The 19,810-nt window shown below is 68.7% G+C and carries 19 protein-coding genes and 1 pseudogene; 12 read left to right on the top strand and 8 right to left on the bottom strand.

Annotated elements, in window-relative coordinates:
- The 3 genes and pseudogenes from VHB92_RS08975 to VHB92_RS08965 form a co-directional block, all read right to left on the bottom strand.
- Positions 1–212 (bottom strand): annotated as a pseudogene (locus tag VHB92_RS08975) (hypothetical protein); the annotation flags it as partial.
- Entirely contained in the window at positions 209–1,549 is a 1,341-nt protein-coding gene (locus VHB92_RS08970; protein ID WP_325453408.1) for a sugar ABC transporter substrate-binding protein, read from the bottom strand. The pseudogene VHB92_RS08975 and the gene VHB92_RS08970, both read right to left, overlap by 4 nt.
- A gap of 57 nt (positions 1,550–1,606) precedes the next feature.
- Positions 1,607–2,560, bottom strand: coding sequence for a nucleoside hydrolase (locus VHB92_RS08965; RefSeq protein WP_325453407.1), 954 nt, complete (start codon positions 2,558–2,560; stop codon positions 1,607–1,609).
- Between the two features lie 120 nt (positions 2,561–2,680).
- On the opposite strand from VHB92_RS08965, the gene VHB92_RS08960 reads away from it, so the two are divergent.
- A complete protein-coding gene (locus VHB92_RS08960) occupies positions 2,681–2,884 on the top strand; it encodes a hypothetical protein (RefSeq protein ID WP_325453406.1) in 204 nt (67 codons plus the stop codon).
- Between the two features lie 222 nt (positions 2,885–3,106).
- Here the strand turns inward: VHB92_RS08960 and msrA are convergent, their stop codons facing one another.
- Complete coding sequence (msrA, locus tag VHB92_RS08955) at positions 3,107–3,622, bottom strand: peptide-methionine (S)-S-oxide reductase MsrA (protein ID WP_325453405.1); 516 nt, start codon at positions 3,620–3,622, stop codon at positions 3,107–3,109.
- The gene (msrB, locus tag VHB92_RS08950) at positions 3,619–4,134 is read right to left on the bottom strand and encodes a peptide-methionine (R)-S-oxide reductase MsrB (RefSeq protein WP_325453404.1); all 516 of its coding nucleotides are present in this window, start codon (positions 4,132–4,134) and stop codon (positions 3,619–3,621) included. The genes msrA and msrB overlap by 4 nt, the downstream gene beginning before the upstream one ends.
- A 357-nt stretch (positions 4,135–4,491) precedes the next feature.
- On the opposite strand from msrB, the gene VHB92_RS08945 reads away from it, so the two are divergent.
- Positions 4,492–4,995, top strand: a complete 504-nt coding sequence (locus VHB92_RS08945) for a DUF1269 domain-containing protein (RefSeq protein WP_325453403.1) — start codon at positions 4,492–4,494, stop codon at positions 4,993–4,995.
- Positions 4,996–5,088: 93 nt separating this feature from the next.
- Here VHB92_RS08945 and VHB92_RS08940 read toward each other — a convergent pair whose 3' ends face one another.
- Both VHB92_RS08940 and VHB92_RS08935 read right to left on the bottom strand, forming a co-directional pair.
- On the bottom strand, positions 5,089–5,940 hold the full coding sequence (locus VHB92_RS08940) for an ADP/ATP-dependent (S)-NAD(P)H-hydrate dehydratase (protein WP_325453402.1): 852 nt from the start codon (positions 5,938–5,940) through the stop codon (positions 5,089–5,091).
- A gap of 1 nt (position 5,941) precedes the next feature.
- A complete protein-coding gene (locus VHB92_RS08935) occupies positions 5,942–6,769 on the bottom strand; it encodes a histidine phosphatase family protein (protein ID WP_325453401.1) in 828 nt (275 codons plus the stop codon).
- 289 nt (positions 6,770–7,058) lie between these two features.
- Here VHB92_RS08935 and VHB92_RS08930 point away from each other — a divergent pair, with 289 nt between their 5' ends.
- Together VHB92_RS08930 and VHB92_RS08925 are read left to right on the top strand one after the other, a co-directional pair.
- Entirely contained in the window at positions 7,059–7,751 is a 693-nt protein-coding gene (locus VHB92_RS08930) for a phosphatase PAP2 family protein (RefSeq protein WP_325453400.1), read from the top strand.
- Between the two features lie 372 nt (positions 7,752–8,123).
- Entirely contained in the window at positions 8,124–10,040 is a 1,917-nt protein-coding gene (locus VHB92_RS08925) for a DUF6923 family protein (protein WP_325453399.1), read from the top strand.
- A 333-nt stretch (positions 10,041–10,373) separates the two neighbouring features.
- Here VHB92_RS08925 and VHB92_RS08920 read toward each other — a convergent pair whose 3' ends face one another.
- On the bottom strand, positions 10,374–10,526 hold the full coding sequence (locus tag VHB92_RS08920) for a hypothetical protein (protein ID WP_325453398.1): 153 nt from the start codon (positions 10,524–10,526) through the stop codon (positions 10,374–10,376).
- A gap of 337 nt (positions 10,527–10,863) precedes the next feature.
- Here VHB92_RS08920 and VHB92_RS08915 point away from each other — a divergent pair, with 337 nt between their 5' ends.
- The 8 genes from VHB92_RS08915 to VHB92_RS08880 all read left to right on the top strand — a co-directional run bounded on the left by VHB92_RS08915 (position 10,864) and on the right by VHB92_RS08880 (position 19,785).
- Complete coding sequence (locus VHB92_RS08915) at positions 10,864–12,390, top strand: DHA2 family efflux MFS transporter permease subunit (protein ID WP_325453397.1); 1,527 nt, start codon at positions 10,864–10,866, stop codon at positions 12,388–12,390.
- Positions 12,391–12,549: 159 nt separating this feature from the next.
- The gene (locus VHB92_RS08910) at positions 12,550–13,317 is read left to right on the top strand and encodes an SDR family oxidoreductase (protein WP_325453396.1); all 768 of its coding nucleotides are present in this window, start codon (positions 12,550–12,552) and stop codon (positions 13,315–13,317) included.
- Between the two features lie 56 nt (positions 13,318–13,373).
- Complete coding sequence (locus tag VHB92_RS08905) at positions 13,374–14,264, top strand: RNA polymerase sigma-70 factor (RefSeq protein WP_325453395.1); 891 nt, start codon at positions 13,374–13,376, stop codon at positions 14,262–14,264.
- Between the two features lie 125 nt (positions 14,265–14,389).
- Positions 14,390–15,814, top strand: coding sequence for an NAD(P)/FAD-dependent oxidoreductase (locus VHB92_RS08900; protein WP_325453394.1), 1,425 nt, complete (start codon positions 14,390–14,392; stop codon positions 15,812–15,814).
- On the top strand, positions 15,814–17,445 hold the full coding sequence (locus tag VHB92_RS08895) for a cytochrome b (RefSeq protein WP_325453393.1): 1,632 nt from the start codon (positions 15,814–15,816) through the stop codon (positions 17,443–17,445). The genes VHB92_RS08900 and VHB92_RS08895 overlap by 1 nt, the downstream gene beginning before the upstream one ends.
- Complete coding sequence (locus VHB92_RS08890; protein ID WP_325453392.1) at positions 17,411–17,806, top strand: hypothetical protein; 396 nt, start codon at positions 17,411–17,413, stop codon at positions 17,804–17,806. The genes VHB92_RS08895 and VHB92_RS08890 overlap by 35 nt, the downstream gene beginning before the upstream one ends.
- A 229-nt stretch (positions 17,807–18,035) precedes the next feature.
- The gene (locus tag VHB92_RS08885; RefSeq protein ID WP_325453391.1) at positions 18,036–18,986 is read left to right on the top strand and encodes an alpha/beta hydrolase; all 951 of its coding nucleotides are present in this window, start codon (positions 18,036–18,038) and stop codon (positions 18,984–18,986) included.
- Between the two features lie 76 nt (positions 18,987–19,062).
- Positions 19,063–19,785, top strand: coding sequence for an alpha/beta hydrolase (locus VHB92_RS08880; protein ID WP_325453390.1), 723 nt, complete (start codon positions 19,063–19,065; stop codon positions 19,783–19,785).
- The last annotated feature ends 25 nt before the right edge of the window (positions 19,786–19,810 follow it).

Raw genomic sequence — 19,810 nt, 5'->3', positions numbered from 1 at the left:
CCCAGGCCGGTGAAGGTCGCCGGGACGAGGCCTCCCGGGAAGGCCTTGTAGAGGCTCGACCCGATGGCGCCGATCGTGGGAGCCACACGCAGGAACACCAACGAGACGACCGCGGGTGCCAAGAAGACGACGACCCAGAGCCACGGGGCCCGGGAGGGGCTGCGCCGACGCGTCGGCGCAGCCCGCTTCACCCGGTGAAGCGAAGTCGTCATGACTTGTACTTCGCCCACGCCGTCTTCAACTGCGACGACGCCTTGTCCAGTGCGGTTTTCGCGTCGGCGCCATTGCGGATGTCGGCGAATGCCTGGTTCAGGATCGACTCGAATTCGATGTACCCGATCGTGGAGACCCGGTTCACGGCCGTCTTCGACGTCTCGTAGTCGATGATCTTGGCCGCATCCTTGCCCGCAGGCGAAGCGAAGACGTCCTTGGCGAAGTAGACGCTCTTGCCGTCGACGTTGGCCGGCAGCTCCGGGTTGGACCTGTACTTGATGTATCCGCTTCCGTCGTCGATGGCCATCCACTTCAGGAAGACGGCGGCTGCGGCCTTCTCCTTGCTGAACGGGTTCACCGCCAGCGACCACGAGCCATCGGGGGTCGCGGGCTTGCCGTTCTCGAACGCCGGTTGCGGCGCGACACCCCAGTTCACCTTGGAGGACTGCAGCTCAGGGAGGAGCCACGGACCCTCCACCATGTACGCGATCTTCCCCGCCACGAACGCGGGGTCGGTCTGGTCGGGGGTCATGCCTCGCGGCGCGACCCCGGACGCGAAGATCGAGCCGTACCAGTCGAACGCTTTGACCCACGCGCTCGAGGTAATGTCGGGTGTCAGATTGCCCTTGCCGGTGGCCCCGACGGAGCCGCCGAGCTGCACAGGCAGCGGCTCGAGCTGGTAGTACCTGTCGAACTGACCGAACGCGAAACCGTACTGCGCGCCGGCAGCCTTGACCTTGGCGGCATCCGCGACGATCTGCTCCCAAGTGCTGCGCTGCTCAACCGATGCGGACGGCGGAGTGACGCCGGCTTTCGCCAGAAGGTCCTTGTTGTAGTAGAGGAGCTGAGTCGAGTTCGCGATGGGCAGCGCCCAGAGCTTGTCGTTGTAGAGGCCCGAGTCGTACGCCGTCTTGTCGAACGACGACTTGTACTTGGAGAACGCACCCGTCAGATCGGCGGCCTCGCCTCTGGCGGCCAGAGCCGAGATGCGCGGCTGGTCGGCCCAGTAGACGTCGGGGTCACCGCCCTTGTTGGCCACGCGGGAGTCGACGGTGCTGTTGAGGCTGTCGAACGGCACCGTCTGCCATTTGACCTTGATCGAGGGATGCGCCTTCTCGAAGGCGTCCACGACGGGCTGCATGTTGTCGGTCTTGAGATCGAGGATGCTCAGAACCTTGATGGTCGCCTTGGGATCGGTCTTCGGCACGGCGACCGAGTCACCGGATGTCGACGAGCCGGAACCGCCGGAGCATCCGGCGAGCGTCAGTGCGCTGGCAGCCGCTATCGCCAGTGCTGCTATCAGGCGCCGCGAACGGCGCTGGTGTGCGAGGTGCATGACATTCCCTTCATTGGGTGTCTGAGGAGGGTGGATGTGCCAGGAGGCGAATGTCGCTCAGAGCGAGGAGAGCGACCGGAGGAAGTACTCCGTGAAGCTGTCGGAATCGACAGCCGTGGCGATGGTGCAGTTGGGTTGAGGAGGTTGTGTGGAATAGAGAAGATCGGCGACCATCACGCCGCGAGCGACGCCGTCACCGGTGACGACGGACACCGCTGCGTCGTTCCAGGTGAGGAACTCGGGATGCGCGACCGCGGCGACGGCAAGCGGATCGTGCATGGCGCACGAGTCGGCGAGCAGAGGGTCACCCGGGTTTCGCTGCTGAAGGAAGTCGATCCAGGAGAGCGTCGACTCGCCTGCGAGTTGGGCGAAGTCCGCGGGGCTCTCCTTCAGCTGCCGGGCGTGGTCTCGGGTGAGCCGCACCTTCAGGGTGACGTCGAGTCCCACCCATCGCTGCTTGATGCCCGATCGGAGAACGGCCTCGGCTGCTTCGGGATCGACCCAGACATTGAACTCACCGGGCATCTCGCGGTTGCTCATGGTGCCGAGGAACACCCCGCCCATGATGACCAGCTCCTTCACCTTCGACGCGAAGGCGGGCTCGATGGCGATGGCGGCCGCCACGTTCGTCAATGGCCCGATCGCCACCACCGTGATCTCGCCTGGGTGTGCCAGGACATGACGCACCATCTCCACAGCTGCGTATCCGTCGTCGGCTTCGAGACCGACCCCGAAGTTCGCCACGACATGGTCCGGCGGCGTGCGTACGCGCTCGGGATGAGTCAGCGGGGCCGATGCTCCTCGGTAGATCGGCACATCGATGCCGAGTCGACGCCGCAAGTCGAGTGCGAGCACCGTGGCCGACTCGACGTCGGTGTTGCCGTTCACCGTGGTGACCATGTCGAGTTGGATCTCGTCGTCGGCGTGCGCCAGTGCGAGTGCAAATCCGTCGTCGACGTCCGACCCCGGCGCACCCATGGCGAGGTCCGTGTCCAGGATGATGCGCTGCATGGAACTCCCTTGTTCAACTCGTGTTGAATGGCAGTTAACACGAGTTGAACTCGGCACGCAATGCTTGTCCGCGAACTACCTCGCAGAACGAACTACCCGCGCAGAACCAGTGGCGTCCACATGGAGATACTGGGCCAGTCCGAGACCGGACAAAGGCGCGACCGGCAACAGTCGCGCGATCGGCACCGTCGCCGGCAACACAATCTCTCCGGTCGGCTGACCGCCGTACGCGACCACGATCTGGAGGCGCTCTCGGAGGAAGCCATCGAGACCGCCGATCGCATCAGCGTCGGACTGGGGCTCATCTCGGCCATTCCGGCCTGAGCCCGAGACATCCCCGTCCGTGGGCCACAGAGGATGCACCGCAAATGAAGCGATCCGCCGTACGGAAAGCGTGATTTCCGTACGGCGGATCATGAAAAGTGCGGCGCATCGGGAGGCGGAGGCCGCGCGTGCGGCGTCACCGCGAGGCGGCGTCACCGCTACGCAGTGCCACCGCTACGCAGTGCCACCGCTACCCGCTGGTACCGCTAGCGGTGCCGACTGCTACGCGGTCTGCGCCTCGCGGTGCGGCAGGCGCCAGTTGGGGCGCACCCAGTGGCAGGTGTATCCGGCCGGATACTTCTGCAGGTAGTCCTGGTGCTCCTCCTCGGCCTCCCAGAACTCGCCCGCCGGCTCCACCTCGGTGACGACCTTGCCCGGCCAGAGACCGGATGCGTCGACATCCGCGATCGTGTCGCGCGCGACGCGCTCCTGCTCGGGCGTCGTGTAGAAGATCGCCGACCGGTAGCTGCGACCGATGTCGTTGCCCTGGCGGTTCTTCGTCGACGGGTCGTGGATCTGGAAGAAGAACTCCAGCAGCTCACGGTAGGAGATGACGTCGGGGTCGAAGATGATCTCGACGGACTCCGCGTGATCGCCGTGGTGGCGGTAGGTGGCGTTCGGCGTGTTGGGGTCTCCCGAATAGCCGGTGCGTGTGGAGATCACACCGGGCTTCTTACGCAGAAGCTCCTGGGCTCCCCAGAAACATCCGCTGGCGAGAATGGCTCGCTCGGTCGTCATGACACGATCTCCTTCTTGTCGTTGGTCTCATTCTCCGCCTGCTGCGGAGCATCCGTCTCGGCGACGTCGCCCTCGCCGAACAGGGCGAGGAACTCGCCGTAGCCGCGCTGCTCGAGCTCGGCCAGCGGCACGAATCTCAGCGCTGCCGAATTGATGCAGTAGCGCAGTCCTCCCTGGTCGATGGGCCCGTCGTCGAAGACGTGGCCGAGGTGGCTGTCTCCGTGCTTGGAACGCACCTCCGTGCGCACCATGCCGAACGTGCGGTCCTGCTTCAGCACCACGTTCTCGGGGTCGATCGGAACGGTGAAGCTCGGCCATCCCGAATGGCTGTCGTACTTGGTGGTCGACGCGAACAGCGGCTCGCCCGACACCACGTCGACGTAGATGCCGGGCTCGTGGTTGTTCCAGTACTCACCCGTGAACGCGCGCTCGGTAGCGCCGTTCTGCGTCACGTCGAACTGCTTGCGGCTCAGCCGCGAGATCGCGGCTTCGTCCTTGCGGTAGTTGCTCATCGTGCACTCCTTACATGAGAGGGAACACGGGTGTCATGACAGAAGTTCCCGGATGCCGCCGCCCACGCTGTGAGATCGCCGTGAGCCTCGACCGACGCTTCGGTGCGACGCCCGGCTGCGTCGGCGGTCGCACGATACCGACAGGCGATGGCGTCAACGACCGCGGCCCACCGACGCGAGGTCGCATGCGTCGGCGGCCGCACCACAGCGACACGAGACCGCACCCGTGGCCGGCCGCGTAGGCAAGCCCTTGTTCTGGGCGGTCGCGGGCGCGAAGCTCGGATTCTCGGCGCGGTGCGCGATCGCTCGCCGCGCTCTGCGACGACAACGATCCGCGCCCAGCATCCGGAGGCGACCATGGCAGCGACCCTGATCAGCAGCACATTCGATGACGAGGAGGCATCGCGCAGAGTATTCGAGCGGATCCGCGAACTGCACGGCGCCGCCCTGCTGAATCTCACGGGCCTGGTCTGGATCTTCGTGGCGAAAGACGGCCACCTCGACCTCACGACGGCGCCGCACGATCCGGTCGCGCCGGAGAGCGAGCGGGATGCCGCATCCTTCGCCCAGATCCTCGGCTCGCTGCTGACCACGCCCCTGGCGGGCGCGGCCGTCGGCGGGACGGTCGAAGCCATCGTCGATCGCATCGCGGAGGACGACGACACGCCTGAGCGGCGCCTGCGCAAGCAGGTGGCGGGCATCCTCTCTCCCGGCAAGTGCGCCGTCGTGGCGTACGCGTCGCAGGTGGCCGAGGCGGTCGTGCGGTCGGAGCTCGCCGACGATGCGCCCGAGCTGGTCGTGTGGCAGATCGACGATGCGGCAGCGAACGAGCTCGCCGCCGACGCCGGCGTGGAGTCCTGACTGCACCGGCGGCATCCGAAGCCACTGCCACCGCGCTCCACGCTGACGCATGCCGTGCCGGCGTCGCGGCGGCCAGCGCCGGCGTCGCGGCGGCTACTGCGAGGTGACGGCGCCCAGTTCGAAAAGAAGGCGCTCGGAGATGTCCCGCGCCAGATAGCCGACGGGCGCGACGGAATGCGCGAGCGATTCGCCGGCCCTCGCGTGCAGGTAGGTGCCCCACACAGCGGCCTGGGGCGGTGGGCATCCGCGGGCCGCGAGTCCGGCGATGGCGCCGGCGAGCACATCGCCGCTGCCCGACGTTCCGAGCCCGGGTCCGGCCTGCGGCACCTGGTACACCGCGCCGGCGGGTTCCGCGATCACGCCCATGCAGGTGACCACCGCTGAGTATCGCTCGGCGAGCTCGGCCGTGTCGTCCACGAGATCCTCGAGCTCCCGGCCGAGCAGCACGACCGCCTCGCTCTCGTTCGGCTTCAGCACGGCGTTCGGGAACACGTGACGTGGATGCCTGCCGCTCAGCGCGCCTAGGGCGTAGGCGTCCAGCACCACGGTGCACTGGTCGCCGGGCATTCCGGAGAGCGCCGACAGCATCCGCCTGGCCTCCCGGATGTCGTCGAGCCCCGGACCGACGAGAAGGGCATCCGCTCCCCGGATGTCGCTGGCGTACGCACGCACCGATCGGCCGCGAACGTGCCCATCGGAGGTCTCCTCCAGCGCGAGCACGCCGCCCTCCGGCACGGCCACCCCCATGGTCGGTGCGACCGACGACGCCACGGCCACGCTCAGCCGGCCCGCCCCCACCCGGAGCGCTGACAGGCCCGCGAGGAGCACGCCGCCGGGGCTCCGACGCGCGCCTCCGATGACGAGCACGTCTCCGCGCGACAGTTTCGACCCGTCGGGCTCCGGCAGCGGCCAGGTGGCGAGCAGCTGCCTGTCGACCTCGGTCACGTCAGGACGCATCGTGCTCCGTTCCGGCGTGCTCGGTCGCCGCGACTCCGGCCGCCTCGACGTGGCTCGCGTCGCCGAACGACTCGAGCCTCCATCCGCCTGCGGCATCCGAGACGAAGCTCGTGATGGATGCGTTGCCCACGACCCGTTCGGCCAGAAAGCTGTTGAGCCGCGTCTCATCCAGGCGCAGCAGCACGTAGGCGAACGCGCTCACCACGGCGTCATGCGTGAAGACGATGAGCGGCCTCGCGTCCGTGGGCTGCGAGCCGGCGAAATCGCTCTCCGCTGGCAGGGCGTCCCGCAGGAAAGACCGGATGCGCAGCGCGACATCCGTCCACGCCTCGCCTCCCGGCGGACGGTAGTAGAACTTGCCGAGCCAGCGTCGTCGCGCCGCCTCGGCGGGGAGCCTCGTCTCGACGCCGAGCGTCGTCAGCGTGTCGAGGATGCCGAGCTCGCGATCGCGCAGCCGCTCGTCGAGCAGGAAGCCGTCGTCATCACCGTGCGGCGCATCGACATCCACACCCGCACCGGTCGCGATCTTCGCCGTCTCGATGGCGCGACGGTACGGCGAGGACCACACGCGGGCATCCGACAGCGGGCGTCCCTCGAGCTGGGCGCGAAGGGCATCCGCCACCGTCGCCGCCTGACGCCTGCCGAGCTCGGTGAGCCGCACGTCGGCATCCCGGCCCTCCACCGCTATGGTCTCGAGCCCGGCGCGCTCGGCCCTGCCTGCTGCGACGTTCGCCGTGCTCTCGCCGTGACGGACGAGCAGGATGCGCCCCACCGCCCCGGCGCTCTGCCCTACCGGGTCCGCCATGGCGTCGCTCACCACGAACTCCCCTCCGTTCCGGCCGTCGCAAGCGGGGCATCCCACGCTCGGTAGCGCCCGCCACGATCGACGCTACGTCAGGCCAGGCGGGATGCGCGTGGGCTAGGCAGGGAACCCTCCACCCGCTAACCTTGCCGCCCGGACGATCGGTGGTGCGCCTTCAACCCAGCGCCTCGTCTCGAGTCACGCGTCCGTCTCGAATGTCGGCGCCGGCGCCCCTGTGCGGACTCGCAGACGACACGTGGAGCTCGCTGGCGTTCCGTGACCGGCGAGCGGCCAGAATGGCGGGATGTCCGCACATCGGCCGGCCGCGCCGCCACTCGTCGACATCCCGAGAGGCACGCTCGTCATCGCGCTCGTGCTCTGGGCCGCGACCTTCGCACTGGGCTTCGCCGCGAAGGCCGCGACCGGATGGCTCGCATCGCAGCTCGCGGTCGACCGCGCGCTGAACGCGATGCACAGCCCCGTCTTCGACGCCGTCGCCAAAGGGCTCGACCGACTCGATTCGGTCACCGTCATCGCGGTCTTGATCGCCCTGCTCGCCGTACTCACCGGGATATTCGTCTCCTGGTGGAGAGCCGTCGCCGCGGTGATCATCGCGGGCGCGGGCTGGGTGCTCTGCCTCATCCCGAAGGCCGTCGTGGGAGAGGTGCGGCCGCCACTGGAGGCGGTGAGCCACCGGCTCGACGTCACGCATGCGACGCTCAGCTATCCCAGCGGCCATACGGTGTTCGTCGTCACGCTCACGGCCGCCGTCATCATGGTGTGCCGCGGCACGGCATCCCGAGTCGTCGCGACCGTGCTCGGCATCCTGTTCGTCGCCGTCACCGGCTGGTCCCGGCTCTACGTGGGCGCGCACTACCCGAGCGACATCGTCGGCGGCGTGCTGGCCGGAGCGGCCGGAGCCCTCCTCATCGCATGGCTCTGGAACGTCAGCGCGCGGTCGCTCCTGCCACGGTTCAGGCGCGCGCGGCCGACGTGATGAGATGGTGCAACTGCTCCGTGACGCGGTGATGCCACGGTGAAAGCGCTGTGGGCCGAAGGCGCGGGAGGAGGGCCTGCGATGCGTGTGGCTATAGAGGGACAGACATGTCTATGTACGGTCCGCAAGGATGGGCAGGCCAGCTGCCTGGGCCCAACGGGCCCGGCGTCGAGCCGACCAGGGGACCTTTTGCCAACGCATCGTCGCACTACTCGCTTCCTATCCGTATTCCGATCCACCACCTACCGCGACACGCGCCGGCATCTCACCACTGCCACTGTCGCCGTGATGACAGGCGCGGCGCTGCTTGTGGGGGGCGCGCTTGCATCGGCGCCGGCACAGGCCGCGACGGATGCACCTTTCGATCCGTCGGTGCCTACCGTGTTCATTGCGCAAGGTACGCCGAGCACCCTTTCGCGTACGGTCGTCGGGTCAGACGGCAGTGCGAGCTTCCAGGGCATCGGCACCGCAGATCTCACGTACAACGCCGTCGGCTACAACCCCGCCGACAACTACCTGTACGCGATCACGCAGACCACGAATGGGACGATCCCGGCGAACGCGCTCATCAGAATCGGTTCCGACGGCACCATCACCCGGATCGGCAACCTGACCTACACCGGTGCGCTGATCGGAGCGTTCGGCCCGAACAACTATCTGTATGTGCTGAATGGCTCGCTCGGGCTGCAAGCGATCGACGTCAGCACCGGCGCTCCGGTGTCGACTGTGCACTCATCGACGCCCGCGGGCAAGGACTACGCGTACGCTGACGGCTACTTCTGGGCGATGGGGCTGAACAAGATCAGCCGCACGGACCCCGTAACAGGCACCCAGACGAGCTTCACGCTCCCGTTCGCTACGGACTTCAGCACCGACCCGACGGATCAGGGTGGTGCTGCCTGGACCTACGGGAACGGGAACCTCGGCTTCTCGTACAACGACTCCGGCACGATCTACCAGGTCGCTGTCGCGGATGCCGCTTCGGCTGCCCCGACGTTCACGCTCGTCTCGGCGAATCCGGGTCCGGCCAACACCACGAATGATGGGGCATCCACCCCTGGTGTGGACACGGATCTCGCGCTGACCAAGACCAACCCGACGGGACTGACCCCGGAGACGACCGGCGAGTACGACCTCACGGTCACGAACCACGGGCCCGGGCAATCCAGCGGCTACGTCGTCACCGATTCCGTTCCGGCGCCCTTGACCAACGTCACCACCGCCTCACCCGGTTGCACCGTCACCGGCACCACGGTCACCTGTCTCGGTGGTGTGCTCGATGCCGGCGATTCCGTCACCTACAAGGTCAACGTGGACGTTCCAGCGGGCCTGACCGGCGATCTGACGAATACTGCCTCCGTGATCGGGAACGAAGCGGACTCGGACACGACGAACAACACGTCGACCGTCACGACCCAGCCGCCGGCACCCTCGATCGCTGTTGTCAAGACGTCGGATGTCAACTCGGTCGACGCAGCCGGCCAGGTTGTGAAGTTCTCGTTCGACGTGACGAACACCGGCAACGTCCCTCTGAGCGGAGTCGGCGTCTCCGACGACGCCGCGACCGGATTCACCGGTACCGGAACGCTGCCGCCGGTGGACTGTCCTTCGACGACGCTTGCGATCGGGGGCGACGAGGTCTGCACCACGTCGTACACGGTGACGCAGGCTGACGTCGACGCCGGCTCGATCGACAACAGCGCGACCGTTGAGGGCACGGCACCCGCCGCAACAGTCCCGGTCACCGGCACCGCCACCCCGATCACGGTAACCGCGACGCAGAAGCCCTCGCTCAGTCTCACCGGATCTGCCGACGTCGACTCCATCGACACCGCAGGTATGGCCGTGAAATACACCTTCACCGTCACCAACACCGGCAACGTGACCATCACGGACCCGGCAGTAACGGCGAGCGACTTCAACGGTGGCGGCACTCTGTCGAACATCGTGTGCCCAAGCGGGACAGTCCTCGCCCCCGGAGAGTCGGTCAAGTGCACGGCCACTTACACCACCGTCGCGTCCGACCTGGGACGCAGGACACTCATCGTGAACGGCACCGCTACAGGCACCACGTCGACCGCGCAGACCGTCAGCTCCAACCGCACGGCCGTGGACGTACCCATCACACCGGCCCCGGCCACATCGGCAAGCAGCAAGCCGGGCACCGCAGCGCTGGCATCCACCGGATCAACGGTTGTGGGGCCGGCCCTCGGCGGCGGTCTGCTGCTCCTCCTTGCCGGAGGCGGTTTCCTGCTCCTGCGCCGCAGCCGCGGCAACGCCAAGGCGTAGCCACAGCACCAGCAGAACCGGAAGGGGGCCCAGCAACGCGCTGGGCTCCCCTTCCGCTGTCCGGTCGGCGCGCTAGCGGGGTCTGAGGGATGCCCGGCGGCGGGTGGGACCAGCCACGTTCTGCTTGGCGCATGCCCAGGGGAGAGGCCGCCTGAAACCCGGTGCTCCCGCTCTCACCTCGCGGCTCGGCCGCGCATCCCTCACCGGCAGCATCCGTTCCGTCGCTCTCACCACCTGGCGCGGAACCCGCAAGGGCGGGGGCGCTGCCCAGCCGCCATGGATGCTGCCTGAACCGTGACGACGACGAGTCAGGTCGCCGCCATCACGGCGTCTTCACGTCGCTGCAGTCGATGCGCCACCTCCGTCTTCGCCGCGGAACGCGTCGTGCCCCGATCCGACGATGATGCCGACGCCGTCCGATCGCGGGCGGCCGGCTCTGCCTGTCCGTCGATGGGATGCCCTGTACCCGAAGGCGACGATCTTCATGCGGTTCTCCCTCGGTCGTGTCGCGGTCGTCTCGCGCGGTGTCTCGGTCGCGCGTCGCTCGACCGTCGTGTCACGCGTGTGCCGGCGCTGAGCGGCCGACGAGAGCTATGACCGGCTACCGGTCTGGGTTGTGACACGCCCTTTCAGCCGGGCCGTCGAGCCGGCGGGAGCCGGTCGGAGGAAGACGGTCGGCGGAACGGAGCGTCACAGTTCGGAGCCGCACTCGGTCTGAGCAGGAGGCCGCGCGCCGTTCCCGGACCCGGGAGCCGCCGATGACGGCAGCACTCGCTCACGAGCGGTGCGGCCGTGACAGCGACACGACGATGAGGAGGATCCCATGGCGGATCAGGACACCGATGCGCATCCGACCCCGGCGGGCCGGCCGAACGGGGGCGCCGTCGCCGCCACCTCGACGCGCACCGAGGGTGCGGCCATGATGGGCCGGTCGGCGAAGCGAACCGTGCTGGCCGTCGCGATCCTGGCGTCGTTCATCGCGTTCCTCGACGGCAGCGTGGTGAACGTCGCGCTCCCTGCCATCGACCGTGAGCTCGGCGGCGGCCTCGCAGGACAGCAATGGGTCGTCGACGCGTATCTGCTCAGCCTGAGCTCGGTCATCCTGCTGGCCGGGTCGCTGTCCGATCTCTTCGGGCGCAAGCGGATCCTGCTCTGGGGGCTGCTCGGATTCGGCGCCGCGTCCATCGCGTGCGCCGTCGCCCCCGACATCGGCGCGCTGATCGCGGCCCGCGGCGTGCAGGGCGTTGCCGGCGCCCTTCTCGTTCCGAGCTCGCTCGCGCTCATCTTCGGCACGTTCGACGGCCCGGAGCAGACCAAGGCGATCGGCACCTGGACGGCGATCACGAGCGTCGCCAGCATCGCCGGCCCGATCCTGGGCGGCGTGCTCGTCGACACGCTCTCGTGGCGCTGGGTGTTCGGTGTCAACGTGCTGCCGATCGTGGCAACCCTCGTGCTGCTGAGCCGGCTGGATGCCGACCCACCCCGCCGCGCGCATGCCCGCGTCGACGTGATCGGAGCCGTGCTTGCGACCGTGGGGCTCGGCCTCCCGATCTTCGCGCTGATCGAGAGCCCCACCTACGGCTGGGGATCGCCCGTCATCCTGGCCGCGATGGTGGTCGGCACCGCAACGCTCGGGGTCTTCCTGCTCTGGGAACGTCGCTCGGCGCACCCGCTGCTACCGCTCGGCCTGTTCCGCATCCGCGACTTCGCCGCGGGCAACGTCTCCACCGCGTTCGTGTACGGCGGGCTCGGGATCGGCACGTTCGCTCTCGCTCTGTTCCTCCAGCAGGGCGCGGGCTACTCGGCCACGTTCGCGGGGTTCGCGACCGTGCCGTCGAGCATCCTGTTGATCGCCCTGTCGGCGTCGTTCGGCAGGCTGAGCGCCAGGGTTGGGCCTCGCATCCTGATGGCGATCGGCCCGCTCGTGGCGGGCGGCGGCTTCGCTCTCATGCTGCGGATCGGTCAGCACGCCGACTACTTCACCGAGGTGCTTCCCGCGGTCTGCGTCTTCGGCCTCGGCATGGCCATCACCGTCGCACCCCTGACCGCCACCGTGCTCGGCGCCGTCGAGAGCGCGCGGTCGGGCATCGCCTCCGCCGTGAACAACGCGGTCTCCCGTGTGGCCGGGCTGATCGCCGTCGCGCTCGCAGGCTCAGCGGGCGGCTCCGTGCTCGGGAACGTGGCCGACTTCCGCACGCTGGTGGCGGCCGCCGCCATCGCGACGGCGGTCGGCGGGCTGGTGGCTGCCGTCGGCATCCGCAACCCGCCCCGGACAGCGGCCGAACCCGGCGACGGCGCGGAGACCGCCACGCGGGCCAGGCACCTCTCGCATCACGCCAGCCTGCGGTGAACGGCTCGCACCACGTTGCTCCGGGTGGGTCGGGTCGGAAGCGTAGGACCGGTCGCGGAGCACCGGAACGGGCGGAGCTGTCACAGATCCGAACGCTCCTCGGTCGGAGTTGGTGACGGAACGGATCCCCCCGTTCCCTTGCGACTCGGAAGGACCACCATGAAGATCGTCGTCGTCGGAGGCACGGGCCTCATCGGCAGCAGGCTCGTCGAGATCCTGCGTGAGAAGGGCCACGACGTGGTCCCCGCCTCACCGTCGACGGGAGTCGACAGCGTCACGGGCGAAGGACTGGCCGCGGCGCTCAGCGGTGCCGACGTGCTGGTGGACATCCCTAACTCGCCGTCGTTCGAGGACGGCCCCGTGCTCGACTTCTTCCAGAAGTCGACGACCCACCTCGTCGAGAAAGCGGAGCGCGCGGGCGTCGCCCACCACATCGTTCTTTCGATCGTGGGCGCCGACCGCATGCCCGACATCGGCTACATGCGCGCCAAGGTCGTCCAGGAGAACATCGTGAAGTCGGGCCGGGTTCCGTACACGATCGTGCGCGCCACCCAGTTCTTCGAGTTCATCCCCGCTCTCATCGACGGGGCGACGGCCGGTGACACCGCGCGCCTCTCGCCCGTGCTCATGCAGCCGATCGCGGCGGCGGATGTCTCAGCGACGCTCGCGGACATCGCCGCGCGCGAGCCGGCGAACGAGGTGATCGAGCTGGCCGGTCCGGAGCCGCTGCGGCTTGCCGAGGCCGCCACTCGCATCCTGCAAGCGCGCGGCGACGCGCGCATGGTCGTCACGGATCCGGATGCCGGCTACTTCGGCGGCGTCGTCGACGACCGCTCCCTCACGCCGGGCAACGACCCCAGCGTGAACGAGCACCTCTATGGCACCACGCGCTTCGAGGACTGGCTGGACGCGCAATCCGCTCGCTGACCGCGTGGGCGAGGACGGACATGAGCCGTCCTCGCCCACCTGGATACCATCGAGGCATGTCCGCCGAGACCGAACGCGACGACCTCGCGTACGCGACCGAGACGTTCGCCGCCGTTCGGCGTCGTCTGTTCGGTATCGCCTACCGCATGCTGGGAACGGTCGCCGATGCCGAAGACATCGTGCAGGAGACCTGGATCCGCTGGCAGAACTACGACAAGTCCGAGTTGCGAGACCCGGCCGCCTTCCTCGCGACCACCACCACGCGACTGGCGATCAACGCCGCGACCTCCGCACGAGCCCGTCGCGAGACGTACGTAGGGCCGTGGCTCCCCGAGCCCGTCGACACGAGCCAGGACCCTCTGCTCGGGGCCGAGACGGGTGAGGCGCTCGAGATCGCGGTGCTCGTGCTGCTCGAGAAGCTGCCGCCGACCGAGCGGGCCGCCTATGTGCTGCGCGAGGCGTTCGACTACCCGTACTCCGAGATCGCGCGCATCGTGCAGACCTCCGAGGCCTCGGCACGCCAGATGGTGAGCAGGGCTCGCAAGCACCTGGAATCCGAGCGACCCAAGCACGAGGTGGACCCCGAGCGCAGGCGGGAGTTCCTCGACGCGTTCCTCGCTGCGGCGCGCTCCGGCGACATGGCCCGGCTCGAGAACCTGTTCGCCGCGGACGTCGTCACCTACTCCGACGGCGGCGGCATCAGGGGAGCGGCTCGCATCCCCGTGCGCGGCCGTGAGACGGCGGCGAAGTTCTACCACGCGTTCGCCGACCGCTTCTGGGTGGATGCCACGGTGCGCCCGTTCGAGGCGAACGGCGCCCCAGCTGCCGCTATCGAGCGCGACGGCAGCGTGTTCGCCGTCGTCACGCTGGATGCCACCTCCGACGGCATCCAGCAGCTCCTGTGGGTGCTCAACCCGGCCAAGCTCTCGGCGTTGCAGCTCGCCTAGGCCCGAGGCCCTCCACGACCGCCCCTCCGCTGGTCGTGGGGCCCGGCCCGTCGCAGCTCGTCGGCGGCAATCCGTCACATTTCCGCCTGCTCTCCGGTCTTTCTTAACGAGACAGGAGGCACACCATGCGTCAGATCCTCATCGTCGGCGGCGGATACGCCGGCTTCTACACGGCATGGAAGCTGGAGAAGCGACTGCGACGTGACGAAGCGGAGATCGTCGTCGTCGATCCTCGCGGCTACATGACCTACCAGCCGTTCCTTCCCGAGGTGGCTGCCGGTTCGATCGAGGCCAGACATGCGGCGATCTCGCTGCGCAGCCACCTGCGCAGGACGCGCATCCTGCATGCCGCCGTCACCGACATCCGTCACGCCGACAAGACGGCCACGCTTCAGCCGCGCGCCGGCGACGCGTTCACCATGACCTACGACATCCTCGTCGTGACCGCCGGCGCCATCACGCGCACGTTCCCCATTCCGGGTCTCTCGGACCACGCGATCGGCATGAAGCACGTCGAGGAGGCCGTCGCGATCCGCGACCGCCTGCTGGATGCCTTCGACCGCGCGTCCATGCTGCCGCCGGGCCCCGAGCGTTCGCGGCTGCTCACGGTCACGTTCGTCGGCGGCGGCTTCTCGGGCGTCGAGGGATTCTCCGAACTGCTGTCGCTCGCGACGGCACTGCTGCGGTCGTATCCCGAGCTGCGTTTCCCCGAGCTGTCGTTCCACCTCGTGGAGGCGAGGGATCGCATCCTGCCCGAGGTCACCGACAAGCCAGGGGCCTGGGTGGTGCGCTCGCTCACCGAACGCGGCGCCCACGTGCACCTCGGCAGCCAGCTGCTCTCCGCCGAGAACGGGCACCTGGTGCTCTCCAGCGGCGAGGAGTTCGACTCCAACATCACGGTCTGGACGGCGGGCAACGGAGCGAACCCGGTGGTGGCCAACCACACCGACCTGCCGACCGACGAGCGCGGGTCGATCGTGACCAGGGCCGACCTGCGCGTCGGCACTGCGGATGCCCCGGTGCCCGACGCGTGGGCCGCCGGCGACGATGCGGCCATCCCCGACCTCGCATCCGATGTGCCAGGCGCCCGAACGGTGCCGAACGCGCAGCACGCCGTGCGCCAGGGCACGCTGCTGGCGAAGAACATCGTGGCCGTGCTGCACGGCGAGCTCCCGCGCGACTACGTGCATCACAGCCTGGGCGTCGTCGCGACGCTCGGACTGGGCAAGGGGATCTTCCAGTACAAGCGCATCGTGATCACCGGGTTCCTCGCCTGGGTGATGCACCGCGGATACCACGTGCTGGCCATCCCCACGTGGGAGCGCAAGGTGCGTGTGCTGCTGGTGTGGGCCAGCGCCGTGTTCTTCGGCCGGGACATCATCTCGCTCATCTCGGTGCAGCATCCGCGGCGAGCGTTCCTCGACGGAGGCCGCGTCGCCGCCTCCCGCAGCGACGATCGGACCTCGGCAACGCACGCCACCGTGCCCGCCTCCCACTCGGAGAGCGGACGCGACCCCGCACGCGCACGCGTCTACGAGCCGAGCCTCTGATGCGCGTGAACCGCAGGCCACGGGCCTCCGTCACGCAGCGGATGTCGCGCGCCATCTCCGACTCCGTCACCGGACGCCGTGTGATCGCGTTCCGGGAGGAGCTGCGACGGCGGCACGCCCCCGTGCATTGGACGAACCTGTTCGGCATCGTCACCCTCGCGTGCGTCGTCGTGGTGTTCGGCACCGGGATCGCGCTGATGTTCTTCTACCAGCCGTCCGGATCTCTCACGCGGTACGACGGCAGCTACGCGCCGCTGCACGGATCCACGATGTCGCAGGCGCTGCGCTCGACGCTCGCCCTGTCGTTCGACGTGCGCGGCGGGATGCTCCTGCGCCAGGCGCACCACTGGGCGGCGCTCCTGCTGCCTGCCGCGATCATCCTGCAACTGCTCGTCACGTTCTTCACCGGAGCGTTCCGGCGGCCGCGCAAGGGCATGTGGGTGCTGCTGTTCGGCATCCTCATCGTCGCCCTGGCGGGCGGCTGGAGCGGATACGCGCTGCCCGACGACATGCTCTCCGGCACCGGCCTGCGCATCACGCAGGGCATCGTGCTCGGCATCCCCGTCATGGGCACCTGGCTCTCGTCCCTGCTGTTCGGCGGCGAGTTCCCCGGTTCGATCATCGAGCACCTCTACCCGTTGCACGTGGCCGTCGTGCCCGCCCTCCTCGTGCTGCTGCTCGTGCTGCGGGCCCGAAGCGCGTGGTTCCACAAACCGCCCCAGTTCCCGGCACAAGGGCGAAGCGAGCGGATCGTCGTCGGCGTTCCGCTGTGGCCGAACCACGCCGCGCGCAACGGCGGCCTGTTCGCGCTCGTGGTCGGGATGCTCGTTCTCGTCTCGGCGTTCGTCACGGTCGACCCGGTGTGGCTCTACGGACCCTCCGACCCTGCAGCCGCGTCGGCCGGCAGCCAGCCGGACTGGTACACCGGGTTCCTCGACGGCGCATTGCGGCTCGTGCCTCCCGGCTGGGAGTTCGTCTGGCTTGGCCACACCTGGTCGCTCTCGGTGCTCGTTCCGCTCGCGGTAGTCGGGCTGTTCCTGCTCGCGGTGCTGGTGTATCCATTCGCCGAGGAGTGGGTGACGGCCGACCACCGGGAGCACCACCTGCTCGACCGCCCGCGCACCGTGCCGGTGCGCACCGCGATCGGCGTGGCAGGCGTGGTGTTCTACGGCGTGCTGTGGAGCGCGGGCAGCGCCGACCTGGTGGCCACGCACTTCGGGCTTTCGGTCGAGTCCGTCGTGGTGTTGCTTCAGGTGACCCTCGTGGTCGGGCCGATCGCCGCATTCATCCTGACCCGGCGGGTGGCCATCGGACTGGAGCGCAAAGACCAGGAGATCCTCCTGCACGGCTACGAGACCGGGCGCATCGTGCGACTCCCCGGCGGCGAGTACGTGGAGATCCATCGGCCGGTGGATGCCCCTGAGGCCTTGCGTCTGAGCAGCGCCGGAGACTACGTGCCGATCGCTGCGCATCCGGACGACGACGGGCACCTGCATCTCGGAGACAGAGTGCGAGCGAGGCTGTCCGAGTTCTTCTTCGAGGACCGGATGGTGCCCGTGCAGCACAATGACGATGGTGTCGGTGAGGAACGAACGCATGAGCGGAGCATCGAGCGGGCGAGTCGGTCATGAGCCGGCGAAACCGGCTCTGGTCGAAGCCTTCCGCTCGGCCTGCGCCTCAGGCGACGCCCGCCTCCTCGCCGCGCTGCTCTCGGACGACGTGCGGGTCGTCGTCGACAGCGGCGGCGAGGTCGCAGGAACCGGGTCGGCCGCGAACGGGGTGAGCGAGGCTCTGCAGCTCATCGACCTCGCCCTGGGCGGCGGGCCGCGAGAGCTCGAGCTCCGATCGATGAACGGCACACCCGGGCTCATCGCGCGGAGGAACGACGAGGTGGCCGCCGCGATCCTGCTCGACGCCGACAGCGATCGGGTGTGCGATGTGTGGATCGTGATGGCGGCCGAGAAGCTCGCGCACTGGAACCGGTGCCGCTGACCGCACGCCTTTCCTGCCTCAGGCACGGGGCGTTTAGGTGCCCGAATCGACGAGGAATCTGAGGATGAGGAGTCGCAGGCGACAACCGGCCCGGTCGCCACAACGGTCTCGACGAATACTCGGCTTCCCGTCACAGGCTGCTGCGCACCGCGGTCATAGCTGCAGTCCGGACCGCACGCCACGGCTCGGGCTTCATCGACATCCGGCACGAATCGAAGGAATCACGACCATGCAGAAACCGGCTCTCGAGCGTGAGGCGCAGGAGATCGTCGACGCGACATCCACCCCGCCTTTCGTCTACCAGCTGAGCACCGACGCCGCGCGCAAGGTGCTCGACGATCTCCAGTCCGCCCCGATCGACAAACTCGACGTCGACGAGGAGTGGCTCACCGTCCCCGCCGAGGTCGGCGACGTCCGTGTGCGCATCGTGCGGCCCCAGGGGTCGAGCGGCACGCTTCCCGCCATCCTCTACATGCACGGCGGCGGATGGGTTCTCGGCAACGCCGGCACGCACGATCGGCTGGTGCGAGAACTGGCCGTCGGTGCCAGGGCCGCAGTCGTCTTCGTGGAGTACACGCGCTCCCCCGAGGCGCACCACCCGGTCGCCATCGAGCAGGGCTACGCCGTTGCGCGGTGGATCGTCGCCGAGGGCGGCGAGCACGGACTCGACGCCTCGCGGCTCGTCGTCGCGGGCGACTCGGTCGGCGGGAACATGGCGGCCGTTCTGGCCATCCTCGCCAAGCAGCGCGGCGACGTGACGTTCCGCCACCAGTCCCTGTACTACCCGGTCACGGATGCCGGCCAGGACACCGAGAGCTACCGCGACTTCGCCGAGGGCGTCTACCTCACAGCGAAGGCGATGGCCTGGTTCTGGGATGCCTACCTGCCGGACACCGCGGCTCGTGCCCAGATCACGGCATCCCCGCTCCGCGCGACACCGGAGGAGCTCTCCGGGCTCCCCGAGGCCTTCGTGGTCGTCGACGAGAACGACGTGCTCCGTGACGAGGGCGAGGCCTACGGTCGCAAGCTCATCCAGGCCGGCGTGCGCACCACTCTCGTGCGGTACGACGCGACCGTGCACGACTTCATGATGCTGAACCCCCTGCGGTCGAGCGCCGCGACGACGGCCGCCGTCGAGCAGGCCGTCCATGTGCTCCGCAAGGCGCTCGGCACCGACTGACACGACGCGAATCAGCCAGGAACATCCACCGCCTTCAGCCCGAGACACCCATCCACTAGAGGAAGAGAAACGAACCATGAATGCTCAGAAACCCACCGTCGTGCTGGTGCACGGCGCCTTCGCCGAATCGGCGAGCTGGAACGGCGTCATCGAGCGCCTGCACCGCAGCGGCATCGAGGCGTTCGCCGCGGCCAATCCGCTGCGCAGCGTCGCCTCCGACGCCGCCTACGTGCGCGACGTGATCGCCTCCGTCGGCGGACCCGTCGTGCTCGCCGGACACTCGTACGGCGGCTTCGTCATCACCGAGGCCGCGGCCGACAACCCCGCCGTCATCGGCCTGGTCTACGTCAACGCGTTCGTGCCCGATCACGGGCAGACCGCGTTCGAGCTCTCCGGAGAGTTCCCCGGCAGCACGCTCGGCGACGCGCTCGCACAGCACCAGCTGGCGGACGGCAGCGTGGAGTTCGTCATCAGGCCGGACCTGTTCCGGCACCAGTTCGCCGCTGACGTGCCGGCCGACGTCGCGGAGCTGATGGCGGCCACCCAGCGACCCGTCACGCAGGCCGCGCTCACGGAACCGCTGCCCACGCAGTCTCCCGCGTGGAAGACGACGCCGTCCTGGTTCGTCTTCAGCGACCAAGACCTCAACATCCCGGTCGCCGAGCACCGCGCGGGCGCGGAGCGGGCACAAGGCCGCGGCGTGCGGGAGGTCTCCGGAGGTTCGCACGCGCTCAGCGTCTCCCGCCCCGATGCGGTCGCCGACGTGATCGCCGAAGCGGTCGACGCCCTCAGCGCCTGACCTCGCGGTGCCCGGGCGGCCATGC

It is taken from the genome of Humibacter sp. (genome assembly GCF_035547335.1).
In the GTDB taxonomy this organism is placed as follows: domain Bacteria; phylum Actinomycetota; class Actinomycetes; order Actinomycetales; family Microbacteriaceae; genus Humibacter.
The sequence above is the reverse complement of the archived record's forward strand: the minus strand, read 5'-3'. Positions and strand labels throughout refer to the sequence as shown.

Coding starts and splice junctions, on each gene's coding strand:
- VHB92_RS08970 (WP_325453408.1), bottom strand. CDS start 1,549: ATGCACCTCGCACACCAGCGCCGTTCGCGGCGCCTGATAGCAGCACTG.
- VHB92_RS08965 (WP_325453407.1), bottom strand. CDS start 2,560: ATGCAGCGCATCATCCTGGACACGGACCTCGCCATGGGTGCGCCGGGG.
- VHB92_RS08960 (WP_325453406.1), top strand. CDS start 2,681: ATGGAGATACTGGGCCAGTCCGAGACCGGACAAAGGCGCGACCGGCAA.
- msrA (WP_325453405.1), bottom strand. CDS start 3,622: ATGACGACCGAGCGAGCCATTCTCGCCAGCGGATGTTTCTGGGGAGCC.
- msrB (WP_325453404.1), bottom strand. CDS start 4,134: ATGAGCAACTACCGCAAGGACGAAGCCGCGATCTCGCGGCTGAGCCGC.
- VHB92_RS08945 (WP_325453403.1), top strand. CDS start 4,492: ATGGCAGCGACCCTGATCAGCAGCACATTCGATGACGAGGAGGCATCG.
- VHB92_RS08930 (WP_325453400.1), top strand. CDS start 7,059: ATGTCCGCACATCGGCCGGCCGCGCCGCCACTCGTCGACATCCCGAGA.
- VHB92_RS08920 (WP_325453398.1), bottom strand. CDS start 10,526: ATGAAGATCGTCGCCTTCGGGTACAGGGCATCCCATCGACGGACAGGC.
- VHB92_RS08915 (WP_325453397.1), top strand. CDS start 10,864: ATGGCGGATCAGGACACCGATGCGCATCCGACCCCGGCGGGCCGGCCG.
- VHB92_RS08910 (WP_325453396.1), top strand. CDS start 12,550: ATGAAGATCGTCGTCGTCGGAGGCACGGGCCTCATCGGCAGCAGGCTC.
- VHB92_RS08905 (WP_325453395.1), top strand. CDS start 13,374: ATGTCCGCCGAGACCGAACGCGACGACCTCGCGTACGCGACCGAGACG.
- VHB92_RS08900 (WP_325453394.1), top strand. CDS start 14,390: ATGCGTCAGATCCTCATCGTCGGCGGCGGATACGCCGGCTTCTACACG.
- VHB92_RS08895 (WP_325453393.1), top strand. CDS start 15,814: ATGCGCGTGAACCGCAGGCCACGGGCCTCCGTCACGCAGCGGATGTCG.
- VHB92_RS08890 (WP_325453392.1), top strand. CDS start 17,411: ATGAGCGGAGCATCGAGCGGGCGAGTCGGTCATGAGCCGGCGAAACCG.
- VHB92_RS08885 (WP_325453391.1), top strand. CDS start 18,036: ATGCAGAAACCGGCTCTCGAGCGTGAGGCGCAGGAGATCGTCGACGCG.
- VHB92_RS08880 (WP_325453390.1), top strand. CDS start 19,063: ATGAATGCTCAGAAACCCACCGTCGTGCTGGTGCACGGCGCCTTCGCC.